Source organism: Agrobacterium sp. 719_389, from assembly GCF_900188475.1.
Taxonomy (GTDB): Bacteria; Pseudomonadota; Alphaproteobacteria; order Rhizobiales; family Rhizobiaceae; genus Agrobacterium; species Agrobacterium radiobacter.
The window spans coordinates 195,722-207,538 of sequence record NZ_FYEM01000008.1 but is presented as its reverse complement, the minus strand read 5'-3'; the positions used below and the strand labels follow the sequence as shown (position 1 = coordinate 207,538).

The 11,817-nt window shown below is 60.6% G+C and carries 10 protein-coding genes; 4 read left to right on the top strand and 6 right to left on the bottom strand.

The genetic code is table 11. From position 1 onward, the window contains the following. Positions 1-7: 7 nt before the first annotated feature. The 5 genes from CFB10_RS16300 to CFB10_RS16270 form a co-directional block, all read right to left on the bottom strand. A complete protein-coding gene (locus CFB10_RS16300) occupies positions 8-295 on the bottom strand; it encodes a hypothetical protein (protein ID WP_020009640.1) in 288 nt (95 codons plus the stop codon). 341 nt (positions 296-636) lie between these two features. After that, positions 637-1,737 carry a glycine betaine/L-proline ABC transporter ATP-binding protein gene (locus CFB10_RS16295; protein WP_020009641.1) on the bottom strand — a complete coding sequence of 367 codons (1,101 nt, stop codon included), beginning with the start codon at positions 1,735-1,737 and terminating at the stop codon, positions 637-639. Continuing rightward, positions 1,730-2,638, bottom strand: coding sequence for a proline/glycine betaine ABC transporter permease (locus CFB10_RS16290; protein WP_020009642.1), 909 nt, complete (start codon positions 2,636-2,638; stop codon positions 1,730-1,732). Before CFB10_RS16290 ends, CFB10_RS16295 begins: the two co-directional genes overlap by 8 nt. A gap of 247 nt (positions 2,639-2,885) precedes the next feature. Next, positions 2,886-3,896: an ABC transporter substrate-binding protein gene (locus CFB10_RS16280; protein WP_020009643.1), complete on the bottom strand. Its 1,011-nt coding sequence runs from the start codon at positions 3,894-3,896 to the stop codon at positions 2,886-2,888. Positions 3,897-4,391: 495 nt separating this feature from the next. Continuing rightward, the gene (locus CFB10_RS16270; RefSeq protein WP_020009645.1) at positions 4,392-6,491 is read right to left on the bottom strand and encodes a S9 family peptidase; all 2,100 of its coding nucleotides are present in this window, start codon (positions 6,489-6,491) and stop codon (positions 4,392-4,394) included. A 223-nt stretch (positions 6,492-6,714) separates the two neighbouring features. On the opposite strand from CFB10_RS16270, the gene CFB10_RS16265 reads away from it, so the two are divergent. The 4 genes from CFB10_RS16265 to CFB10_RS16250 all read left to right on the top strand — a co-directional run bounded on the left by CFB10_RS16265 (position 6,715) and on the right by CFB10_RS16250 (position 10,244). Next, positions 6,715-7,116, top strand: coding sequence for a DUF930 domain-containing protein (locus CFB10_RS16265; RefSeq protein WP_003509289.1), 402 nt, complete (start codon positions 6,715-6,717; stop codon positions 7,114-7,116). A gap of 105 nt (positions 7,117-7,221) precedes the next feature. Next, positions 7,222-8,130: a dihydrodipicolinate synthase family protein gene (locus CFB10_RS16260; RefSeq protein WP_020009646.1), complete on the top strand. Its 909-nt coding sequence runs from the start codon at positions 7,222-7,224 to the stop codon at positions 8,128-8,130. A 51-nt stretch (positions 8,131-8,181) separates the two neighbouring features. Next, a complete protein-coding gene (locus CFB10_RS16255; protein WP_020009647.1) occupies positions 8,182-8,907 on the top strand; it encodes a polysaccharide deacetylase family protein in 726 nt (241 codons plus the stop codon). Positions 8,908-9,164: 257 nt separating this feature from the next. Beyond that, positions 9,165-10,244, top strand: a complete 1,080-nt coding sequence (locus tag CFB10_RS16250; RefSeq protein WP_020009648.1) for a bifunctional transcriptional activator/DNA repair enzyme AdaA — start codon at positions 9,165-9,167, stop codon at positions 10,242-10,244. Between the two features lie 297 nt (positions 10,245-10,541). On the opposite strand, the gene CFB10_RS16245 is transcribed toward CFB10_RS16250, so the two are convergent. Then, on the bottom strand, positions 10,542-11,738 hold the full coding sequence (locus CFB10_RS16245) for an AI-2E family transporter (protein WP_020009649.1): 1,197 nt from the start codon (positions 11,736-11,738) through the stop codon (positions 10,542-10,544). Positions 11,739-11,817 lie beyond the last annotated feature (79 nt).

Here is an 11,817-nt window from a genome sequence, read left to right as displayed (position 1 = left end):
GAATCGTTTATTCGGTATATTCCGAATAGGCGCTGCGCACCCATTCCGCCTGTGCTTCCGCCTTGTCCTCGGCGGAAGCCGCCGCCGGATCCTGATAAGCGGGCGCGCTGCCATTGCCGACGGCCCAAAGCACATTGGCCAGCGACTGGGAAAGAATGGTGCTGGAAACGGTGGGGTTGCCGGGGCTGCGTTTGACGGCCTGTTCTTCAGCCGCATTCTGCGCGCCGCCGGCTTTTTCAAGCTCGCGAACACGCCCCTGGTAATTATATCCGCCGATATTGCTTTCAATCTGCATGTCGGTGATTCCGCGTTCAAAAGTTAACGAATGGTTAACGACGGGGACTTGTCCGAAACTTGCGCTTGCTGCGCTGCAGCGATCGCCGAGGGTTGACAGCCGGCGAAGTAGTGCTTCGTTTTTGCATGGAGGGGGCGGGGAGCGTGGATTGGTGAATGAGCCCACCCTCCGGACGCCAGCAATGTGTGCGTGGTCGGATAAAAGGTCGATCTCGCCAGATATGCCGACGTCATCCTCGGGCCTGTCCCGAGGATCTGCAACGTTTCGATTGTATTGACGTGTTTAGATCCTCGGGACAGGCCCGAGGATGACGGGAGAGTTTCAGAGCGTAAACAGGCTGATCACGCCGTTTCCTTCTCCGCCGGAGCAACAGGCTCCCGCACCTTCTCCGCTTCCTCTTCCGCCTCCGCCTCAACTTCCTGCGGCGCAGGCGTCACCATCGCGGCCACCAGCGTGTCCAGACCGATGCTGCCGACCGGCTTGCCGTCCTCGTCCACCACATGGGCGGTCGTCTCGTTGGCTTCCGACATGTCGCGGGCGATTGTTTCCAGCGTCGCGTTCTCCTGCACGGCCATGCCTTCGGGGCGGCTTTCGAGCGGCTCCATGACAGTGGTTGCCTGCAGCACGCGGCTGCGATTGACGTCACGCACGAAGTCGGCGACGTAGTCATCCGCAGGTGAGAGGATGATGCTCTGGCCGTCGCCCTGCTGCACCACTTCGCCGTCTTTCAGGATGGCAATATGGTCGCCGAGCCGCAAAGCCTCGTCCAGATCGTGGGTAATGAACACCACGGTCTTTTTCAGCTCCTGCTGAAGGTCGAGCAGCATCGTCTGCATATCGACACGGATCAGCGGATCGAGCGCCGAATAGGCCTCGTCCATCAGCAAAATATCGGCGTCATTGGCAAGCGCGCGGGCAAGGCCGACACGCTGCTGCATGCCGCCGGAAAGCTGGTTCGGGTAATAATCCTCATACCCGTCCAGACCGACGCGGTTCAGCCAATACCGGCCCTTTTCCTCGCTCTTGCTGCGCGGCACGCCCTGGATGTCGAGACCGTAGACGCTGTTTTCCAGCACGGTGCGGTGCGGCAGAAGGCCGAATTTCTGGAACACCATCGCCGTCTTGTGGCGGCGGAATTGCCTGAGCGCCGAAGCGCTCATGCCGCAGATATCCTCGCCGTCATAAAGCACCTCGCCGGCGGTCGGGTCGATCAGCCGGTTGATGTGGCGGATCAGCGTCGACTTGCCGGAACCGGAAAGTCCCATGACCACGGTGATCTTGCCGCCCGGCATGGTGATGTTGATGTTGTTGAGACCGAGCACATGGTTGTGTTTGTCGTTCAGCTCGACCTTGTCCATGCCTGATCGCACCGCTTCGAGGTACTTCTCGGGATGCTTGCCGAAGATCTTGTAAAGGTTTCGGATTTCGATGCTTTTAGCCATGGGAGACCTCGCGGTATTTCTGCAGGCGCTTGCCGAAAGCCTGGCTTGCCCGGTCGAACATGATGGCGATGGCGACCAGAGCGAAACCGTTCAGGAAGCCCACCGTGAAAAACTGGTTGTTGATGGCCTGCAGCACATTCTTGCCGAGACCGCCGACGCCGACCATGGAGGCGACGACGACCATGGCGAGTGCCATCATGATGGTCTGGTTGATGCCGGTCATGATGGTGGGCAACGCCAGCGGCAGCTGCACATTAAGCAGCTTCTGGCCGTTGGAGGAGCCGAAGGCATCGGCGGCTTCCAGCACTTCCCGGTCTACCAGGCGGATGCCGAGGCTGGTCAGGCGGATGACCGGTGGAATGGCGTAGATCACCACTGCGATCAGGCCCGGTACCTTGCCGATGCCGAAAATCACCACCACGGGGATGAGATAAACGAAGCTTGGCAGGGTCTGCATCACGTCGAGCACGGGATTGATGAGACGTTGCAGGCGTTCCGAACGTCCCATCAGGATGCCGAGCGGCAGGCCGATGACGATGGCGATCAGCGTGGCGATGGCGACGATGGAGAGCGTCGTCATGGCGTCGCGCCAGAGGCCGACGGCGCCGATCATAAGCAGGGAGATGGCGGTGCCACCGGTGATCTTGAAGCTGCGCCCGGCCAGATGCACGATGGCGAGAATGACCAGCATCGTGATGATCCACGGCGTCTGGATGAACAGCCGCTCCGAGGCATTGAGGAACAGCTGCAGCGGATGCACGACGACGTCGATCGCATCGCCGTAATTGCGCACGATGTCGCGAAAACCGTCATCGATGGTTTTGCGTGCCACACGCATTGTTGAGTTGTCGATGGCCGGGAACTTGCAGAGCAGGTCCGGCAGGTAGTTGCAGAGGGCCATTATTGTTGTTTTCCCTTTGGGTTTTGGGGGATGGTGCGGCGGAGGCTGGAGCGCGGAGCACCCCCCTCTGTCCTGCCGGACATCTCCCCCTCAAGGGGGGAGATCAATCTGCGGCAAGGTCTCGCCCATCTCGATGGTTGAGGATGAAGCGGTGAACGTGCCCCCGGCCGATCTCCCCCCTTGAGGGGAAGATGCCCGGCAGGGCAGAGGGGGGTAAGCGGCTTGCGCCGACTCCCCCATCAACCAATCACATCGAAGCCTTGATCTTCTCCGCCACCTCGGCCGGAACCCACTTCGTCCAGATGTCCTCATGGTTCTCGAGGAAATATTCCGCGCCATCCTCGTTGGTGCCCTGGTTCTCATCCATCCAGGCGAGGATTTCGGCGACTGTCTTGTTGTCCCAGTTGCGGGCCTTGATGTAATCCATCGTCACCCCGGCCTTGCCTTCGAAGTCCTTGGTGATGACCGTAAAGACATCGGCCACGGGATAGGCGTTAACCTTGGGATCGGCGCAATCGACCTTGGCCGTGCATTCGTCGAAATGGGCGCGGTCCAGTTCGACGCCGTCGTCCAGCTTCACCATTTCGTATTTGCCGAGAATGGCGGTGGGCGACCAATAATAGCCGAGCCAGCCCTGCTTCTTTTCAAACGCGTTGGCGATGGAACCGTCGAGGCCGGCGGCCGAACCCGTGTCGACCAGCGTGAAGCCCTTCTTGTCGCCCTCGCGCGCCTTGTAGAGATTGGTGGTCGTTACCTGGCAGTTCCAGCCGGACGGGCAATTATGCACGGCGCCCTTGCTAGCGTCTTCCGGGGCGGGGAAGAGTTCGGGATGTTTCAGCGCATCCTCGACGGTCTTGATGTCGGGGTGTGCATCGGCGATGAATTTCGGAATCCACCAGCCTTCGATGCCGCCTTCGCTGAGGATTTTCGACGCTTCGATCATGCGGCCGTCCTTGACGGCGGCGTCGAGCGGCTCGCGCACGGCATTGACCCACAATTCGGGCGCCATGTCCGGCTGGCCCTTTTCGTTCATGGAAGCGAAAGTCGGCATGGTGTCGCCGGTGACGACATTGACCGTGCAGTCATAGCCATTTTCCATGATGAACTTGTCGACGTAAGCCGCGACACCCGCGGATGCCCAGTTCATTTCGGCGATGGTGATGCTGCCGCAGCTATCGGCGGCATTGGCGGAATGTGCTGCACCGGCAGCGATGGTAAAGCCCGTTACGAGAATGGTCGAGGCCAGGAGTTTCTTCATAGGAGACCTCCAAGTCTGATGCAGTGTTTTCAGTTGGCAAAGCGGGAGCACTGCAAAGCCCGGATTGCCAAGGGCGAACTGACATGGCGCGTTGAAAAAGCCGAAAAATTACGGCGAGAAGAATATCCGCAGAACACGCTGCGGCATTGCCGCAGGAAAAGCGGCGAAAAGGCGCATGAATATGTCAACGACCGGCATAATACGGCCAAAAAGTGATATTGCAACGCGAAATGGCGCATCGCAGCCATGCATTCGATTTTTGGAACATTTCTCTAATTCGAATAATACATGAGATTTATTATGATTTAAGTTGGATATATTTTTAGTTGCAATAACTAGAAATAAAAATCCAATGTTTAGACAAGTGAAATTTAAATAAAAGATGCAATCGATATTTTCTGGAATAAATGTTCGAAAAGAAGATTTTTGTAGGTATTTTTATCTTTCATAGGGTCGGGCGGCGACGGAATCGCCGCCCGTTTCAATGTCAGGCCGTCACACGGCGTCCTTGCCGGCCACCTTCAGGGCGAAGGCGTATTCGAAGGCGATTTCTTCAAGCCGCTGGAAACGGCCCGATTTGCCGCCATGGCCCGCCGCCATGTTGGTTTTCAGCAGGATGGGCGCTTCTCCCGTTGTCCTTTCGCGCAGCTTCGCCACCCATTTGGTCGGCTCCCAATAGGTCACGCGCGGATCGGTAAGGCCGGAAAGCGCGAGGATCGGCGGATAGGCCTTGGCGCCGACATTGTCATAGGGGCTGTAGGCGGCGATCCAGCCGTATTCCTCCGCCGATTCCAGCGGATTGCCCCATTCCGGCCATTCCGGCGGGGTCAGGGGCAGTGTGTCATCGAGCATGGTCGTCAGCACGTCCACGAAGGGAACGGCGGCGATGATGCCGGCGAATTTCTCCGGCGCCATATTGGCGACAGCCCCCATCAGCATGCCGCCGGCCGAACCGCCTTCGGCGATGATGCCCTCATAGGAGGTGAAACCTTCCTGAACCAGATGATCGGCAGCGGCGATGAAATCCTTGAAAGTGTTCTGTTTGGCTTCCATCTTGCCGGTTTCGTACCACTCGAAACCCTTGTCCTTGCCGCCGCGGATATGGGCGATGGCATAGATGAAACCACGGTCGGCGAGCGACAGCGTTGTGGTGGAGAAGGAGGCGGGAATGGTGATGCCGTAAGCGCCGTAGCCATAAAGCAGGCAAGGGGCGGAACCGTCGAGCGCCACATCCTTGCGATAGAGCAGGGAGACCGGCACCAGTTCGCCGTCATGCGCAGGCGCCATGATGCGGCGGGTGATGTAATCATCGGGATTATGGCCTGATGGTACTTCCTGCGTCTTCAGAAGCGTGCGATCGCGCGTGACCATGTCGTAATCGAACAGCTGGCTTGGCGTCGTCATCGAGGAGTAGGAGAAACGGATGACATCCGTGTCGTATTCCGCCGCGCCATGCAGGCCGAGCGAATAGGCCTCTTCGGCAAAGGCGATGGAATGTTCCTCGCCGGTGCGTCGGTCGCGGATGACGATGCGCGGCAGGCCGTCACGGCGTTCCAGCCAGATTAGATGGCGGGCATAGGCGTCGACGGAGAGGATCAGGCGGCCCGGCTCATGCGGCACGACTTCTTTCCAGTTTTCCTTGCCAGGTGCGGAGACCGGCGCTTCCACGATGCGGAAATCCTTGGCGTCGCCGTCATTGGTGAGGATGAAGAAGACATCACCGCCTTCGCACATCGAATATTCGATACCCTCTTCGCGCTCCGCCACGATAGCGGGCTCGGCCGTCAGGTTTTTCGTTGAGAGGATGCGATATTCGCTGGTCTCATGGTCGTGAATGTCGATGAAGATGAAATCGTCGAGAACCGACGCGCCGACGCCCATGAAGAAGCCGGGATCCTTTTCCTCATAGACCAGCCGGTCGGCCGATTGCGGCTCGCCGATGATGTGGTGGAAGACTTTCGAGGGGCGGTGGTTCTCGTCCTGCAGCGTATAAAAGAAGCTCTTGCCATCGGGCGCCCAAGCGCCGCCGCCGCCGGTGTTCTCCACGATATCGGCAAGGTCTTCGCCGGTTTCGAGATTGCGGATGCGCAGGGTGAAATATTCCGAACCCTTGTCGTCATAACCCCAGATGCCGTGACTGTGATCGGAGGACTGGTCGAGACCGGCAAGACGGAAATAATCCTTGCCTTCCGCTTCCCTGTCACCATCAAGCAGCACATGTTTTTCGCCGCCGTCACGCGGGGTGCGGAAATAATGCGGCTGCTCGCCGCCGGTCACGAACAGCGTGCCATAGGCGTAAGGCCCGTCATTAACGGGAACGGAGGAATCGTCCTGCTTGATGCGGCCCTTCATCTCCTCGAACAGCTTTTCCTGAAGCGCCTTGGTGTCGCCCATGGCCGCTTCCATATAGGCGTTTTCCGCCTCCAGATGGGCGCGGATGGCCGGGTCGAGCAGGGTGGGGTCCTTGAACATGGCCTGCCAGTTATCGGCCCGGAACCATGCGTAATCGTCGGTGCGGGTAATGCCGTGATGCGTGTCCTGGACGGGCCGTTTTTCGGCTGTGGGGGCAATGGGCAGGTTCTTGAAAATCGGCAAGGGAAACTCGCTTTCCTGTAAAAATTCCTGGGCGGCACCAAGATGTAGAGTGCGGCTTGCGGCCGATCAAGTTTCAAATCTCCACAGGCGGAATGCGGCTCGGGCACAATTTCGTCAGCTTTCGATCACATTTTGGCAATATCCGGCAAATCGGCGATGATGCGCGTCGGCCGTCCGGCCTGCCGCAATCGACAAGAACAAACGAAAAAACTGACAGGACCCCATGCGAAAGCTTCTTCCCGCTGCCCTCTCTGCCTTTTTCCTTAGCCTGCAGGCCTTCACCCCCGCTTTCGCGATCGATGCCAGCGTCATGCGGCAGCTGAATGCGCTGGCCCCCGAAGAGCGCCTGGAACAGCGCTGCGATATAGAGGCGATGGAGAGGATAGCGACGGAACAGAAGGGCATGCGGCCGGACAAGGTCATCGCCTATACGTTCGGCGACCCGGAAGTGGGGAAGAACTCCATCAAGGCGCCGGGTGCGGTCTTCAGGAGTGCGGGTGAATGGTACAAGCTCAAATATAAGTGCCAGCTGAAGAGCGACAGCCTCAGCATCCAGTCCTTTGACTACCGTGTGGGCGATAAAATTCCCGAAGAGCAGTGGAAGAAGTTGTATCTTTATGACTGAGCACGGAATTTTTCGATTTCAGGCCAGCCTTTAGCCGCCGCTTTTGTTGCGGCCGTGCGGCCGGCTCTGTAACCCTGACTTCCAATCGAAGTGAGGGGCATAGACATGGCGACACGATTCAAGGGACTTTCGGCTTTTCCGATCACGCCGGCCGACGAGGCGGGGCGGGTCGATGTTGGAGCTTTCTCTGCCCTGATCGAGCGGCTGGATGCGGCGGCGGTCGATTCCGTCGGCGTTCTCGGCAGCACCGGCATCTACATGTATCTCACGCGACAAGAGAGACGCCGCGCCATCGAGGCCGCGGCCGCCATCCTCAAGGGCAGGCGCATATTGATGGCGGGTGTCGGCGCCTTGCGCACCGATGAAGCCGTGGCGCTGGCGAAGGATGCGGAGGCCGCCGGCGCCGATGCTTTGCTGCTGGCGCCCGTCTCCTATACGCCGCTGACGCAGGAAGAGGCCTATCACCATTTCGCCGCCGTCGCCGGTGCGACGGCCCTGCCGCTCGCCATCTACAACAATCCCACCACGACCCGCTTTGCCTTCAGCGACGAGCTTCTGGTGCGGCTTGCCTATATCCCGAATATCCGCGCCATCAAGATGCCGCTGCCGGCCGATTCCGATTATGCCGGCGAACTTGCGCGGTTAAGGCCCAAGCTGGGGCAAGATTTCGCCATCGGTTACAGCGGCGACTGGGGCTGCGCCGAAGCGACGCTTGCCGGCGGCGACACCTGGTACAGCGTGGTTGCCGGCCTGCTGCCGGTTGCGGCCCTGCGGCTGATGCGGGCGGCTGAGACCGGCAATGCGGAAGAGACGAAGAGGATCGATGCGGCCTTCCAGCCGCTTTGGGCGCTGTTCAGGGAATTCGGCAGCATCCGGGTTGTTTACGCTGCCGCCAATATCCTGTCGCTGACGGTGAGTGAACCGCCGCGGCCGATCCTGCCGCTGACCAGCGCGGAGCGCCAGCGGGTGGAAGAGGCGCTGGAAGCCCTGTCCGTGCTGGAAACCGCGCCATAATTCGGGCGCTTTGCAGGCGGATTGCCACCTCTTCACACTCCGGAACATAAAATGCTGCGTCGTCTCTTCATTGCCGCCCTGTCTCTCTCCGCCTCTTCAGCCGCTTTCGCGGGAACGGGGCTTGTCGAGCCGACGCTGAAAATGACGCCGCAGCATGACGGCCGGGTGCGGGTGGCGATGACGCTGGATGCCTGCATGGGCAAGACCGACCACCGCATCCTCGATACGCTCGTGCGCGAGCGCATTCCCGCGACGATCTTCGTCACCGCCCGCTGGCTGAAACATAACAGCGAGGCGCTGGCCACGCTCATGGCGCATCCGGATCTGTTCGAGATCGAAAATCACGGCGAAAACCATGTGCCGGCGGTGGATAAGCCGGTTTCCATCTACGGCATCGCAGCTGCGGGTTCGCAAGCGGCTGTCGAGCAGGAAGTGGAGGGCGGCCGTCAGGCGATCGTCGCAGCCACCGGCATCCAGCCGCAATGGTTCCGGGGTGCGACGGCGAAATACACTGGCTCGTCCATGGCCACCATCAACCGGCTTGGCATGCGGGTCGCGGGTTATTCCGTCAATGGCGATGGCGGATCGCTGCTGGGTGCGGCCACGACGGCGAAACACATCGCTTCCGCCAAGGATGGGGATGTCATCATCTCCCACATCAACCAGCCCACCCATGAAGCGGGCGAGGGCGTGGTGAAAGGCCTTCTGGCGCTGAAGGCGCGGGGCGTGATTTTCACAAGGCTGGACGACCCGTCCTTCGCGCCGCCGGGGAATTGATCCGCAAGGTCGCCGCCCGTTTCTTCTCCCCGCCGGGGAGAAGATGCCCGAAGGGCAGATGAAGGGGTAAGCTCCCCGCATCTCTCCACCGTCGCCCCCTCATCTGGCGCTGCGCGCCACCTTCTCCCCGGCGGGGAGAAGAAATATGCCGCACCGGCTTGGCCAAACGGCGCGGACGAAACGAGCCGACAACATCCCCCACATCCATGCCCGTTTTTCGGCGGCGTGCCGCTTAAATTTGCGCTAGCATCCTTCTCATGATGCTGTTCAAACGCCCCGACACCGAAACGCTCTATTCCGCCCTTGTGAACAAGGACCCCGCCTATGAGGGCGTGGCCTATGTCTGCGTGACCTCGACGAAGATCTTCTGCCGTTTCACCTGCACGGCGCGCAAACCGAAGATCGAGAACTGCCGGTTCCGCGAGACCATCGCCGAATGCCTGGAGGCGGGTTTCCGCCCCTGCAAACGCTGCAAGCCGATGTTGTCCTATGGCTCCGCCGATGAGACCGTCACCTCGCTTCTGACGGCGCTGGAAAACGAACCGGCGCGGCGCTGGCGCGAGGAGGATGTGGTGGCGCTCGGCCATGATCCTTCCACCGTGCGCCGCACTTTCAAGCGACGTTTCGGCATGAGCTTTCTGGAAATTGCGAGATTGCGCCGGCTGGGCGATGCGGCGGAGAGCATTGCTTCCGGCGAAGCGGTGATCGGTGCGCAGATCGATGCAGGTTACGATTCCGGCAGCGGTTTCCGCGCCGCCATCAACCAGTTCTTCGGCGCTTCACCCACGGCCATGAAGGGCAAGGGGTTCCTGAAGGGCGACTGGATCGATACGCCGATCGGCCCGATGCTCGTCGTCGCCGACGATCACGCCCTGCATCTCCTCGAATTCGCCGACCGGCCGGCGCTTCCCGCCGAGCTGAAGCGGCTGAAAACGCGCACCGGCGCGGATATGGTGCTCGGCCGTACGGCGGTGACCGGCCAGATCGAAGCGGAGCTCAAGGCCTATTTCGCCGGGCATTCGGCCGCCTTCGAAACCCGGCTTGCCGGCCACGGCACACCCTTCGAGCGCGATGTCTGGCGCAACCTGCGGGAAATCCCGCCGGGTGAGATCGTCAGCTATTCCTCGCTTGCAACCACGATGGAAAGACCGTCCGCCGTGCGTGCGGTCGCCCGCGCCAACGGCGCGAACCAGATCGCCATCGTCGTGCCGTGCCACCGTGTGCTGGGCGCGGATGGCAGCCTGACCGGTTATGGCGGCGGGCTGTGGCGCAAGAAATGGCTGATCGAGCACGAGCGCCGCATGGCGAACCGCCAGGGCATGCCGCTCGCTTCCTGAGCGGCCTGGCTGCTGGTTTTCAGGAGGTTGTCGATTGACGGTCGGCGCGTGGGGTTTACCCCCCTCTGCCCTGCCGGGCATCTCCCCCTCAAGGGGGGAGATCGATCTGCGGCGAGGTTTCGCCTATCTCAACGTTGAGAATGAAATGGCGGTAGCGCCTCCTGCCGATCTCCCCCCTTGAGGGGGAGATGCCCGGCAGGGCAGAGGGGGGTAAACGCCACACGCCCCCGTCAAAGGACAATCTCCTTACAGCTCAAACCCGGGGGCGCTTCGCACTTCCCGCCGGAAAACCGCCGGTCAATCCGGCAGGTTGGGCACAACCCGGCGCGAGGGGAAGAGTTCCCGCGTCACTGTCATCACGATCAGCGACAGCGGCAGGGCGAGCATGGCGCCGGCCGCCCCCCACATCCACGTCCAGAAGATGATCATCACGAAGACGAGGAAGGGGTTTATCTCCATGTTGCGGCCAACGACCGCCGGAAAGGCGAGGTTTTCCATCAGCAGGTGAATGGTGAAGAAGATCGCTGCCGGCAGAAGCGCCAGAACGATGTTGTCATGGGTGATGATGCCCGCCACCGTCAGCGAAATCGTCATGGCGGTGATGCCGAGAAACGGCACGAAGCTGGAGAGGAAGGCAAACAGCCCCCAGAGCAGCGGCATGGCCAGCCCGCCCAAATAGGCGATGACCACCATCGTCACCCCAAGCCCCGCATAGATCAGCGCCGCCGTGGCGAAATAGGTGCCGAGCACCTCTTCCACCGAACCGATGATGCGGATGGTGCGAAGCCGCTGGTGGCGGGCCGGAAAGGCCATGATGATCGCCTTGCGCAGCCGCAGCCGGCTATAGAGAAACATCAGCAGGGCGGCGAGGAAGATCAGGCCCTGAATGACCGCGGGGGTGATGTTGGAGCCGAGCACGGAGATGATCTCGCCGCTGCGCGAAATCAGCGATTCCATCGACATCGATCCCATGCTGAAACTGGCCGCCGAAATGTTCAGCCATCGCAGGCTTTGCAGATAGGGCAGGAAACGATCGATGCTGCGTTCAATCAGCGCCGGTCCTTCGGAAGCCAGGAGCGAGAGCGGCTCGGTCAGCGAATTGATGACGAAAAACATCACCGCCGCCACGAGGCTTGACAGGATAAGCGCAACGCCGAAACCGGGAATGCCGTAGGAGCCGAGTTTTTCAGCGGCGATGCCAAGGATCATGCCGACCACGATGGCCATCACCACCGGAATGAGGATGAGCGACAACTCGTGGATGACCGCCATCAGCATGATGAGGAAAATGCCGATCACCGACCAGGCGACGACCACATCCAGCGCTTCGCGGCCAAGCGGCTGCTGGCTGCGCGCATCGTCGCGGCGTTGGCCGGAAGCGGGTACTTCCAGCGGGTCCGCTCTTGTCGCCGGAATGGTTCCGGCGGTAGCGCCGGCGTGTGCCCCGGTGCTGGCCAAGCTGCCGGTCTTCTCCGGCCTGGCATTTTCATTCATCGAACGGTCCCCCAATAAGGTGACAAACGTTCGAAAAATGTGGCGGTTCCGGGGCGGCAGAAATTTCTGCCGCCGCTTT

Bases quoted from the DNA above. Each gene is read 5' to 3' on its own strand.
- CFB10_RS16295 (WP_020009641.1), bottom strand. From the start codon at position 1,737: ATGGCTAAAAGCATCGAAATCCGAAACCTTTACAAGATCTTCGGCAAG.
- CFB10_RS16300 (WP_020009640.1), bottom strand. From the start codon at position 295: ATGCAGATTGAAAGCAATATCGGCGGATATAATTACCAGGGGCGTGTT.
- CFB10_RS16245 (WP_020009649.1), bottom strand. From the start codon at position 11,738: ATGAATGAAAATGCCAGGCCGGAGAAGACCGGCAGCTTGGCCAGCACC.
- CFB10_RS16280 (WP_020009643.1), bottom strand. From the start codon at position 3,896: ATGAAGAAACTCCTGGCCTCGACCATTCTCGTAACGGGCTTTACCATC.
- CFB10_RS16250 (WP_020009648.1), top strand. From the start codon at position 9,165: ATGATGCTGTTCAAACGCCCCGACACCGAAACGCTCTATTCCGCCCTT.
- CFB10_RS16255 (WP_020009647.1), top strand. From the start codon at position 8,182: ATGCTGCGTCGTCTCTTCATTGCCGCCCTGTCTCTCTCCGCCTCTTCA.
- CFB10_RS16265 (WP_003509289.1), top strand. From the start codon at position 6,715: ATGCGAAAGCTTCTTCCCGCTGCCCTCTCTGCCTTTTTCCTTAGCCTG.
- CFB10_RS16290 (WP_020009642.1), bottom strand. From the start codon at position 2,638: ATGGCCCTCTGCAACTACCTGCCGGACCTGCTCTGCAAGTTCCCGGCC.
- CFB10_RS16260 (WP_020009646.1), top strand. From the start codon at position 7,222: ATGGCGACACGATTCAAGGGACTTTCGGCTTTTCCGATCACGCCGGCC.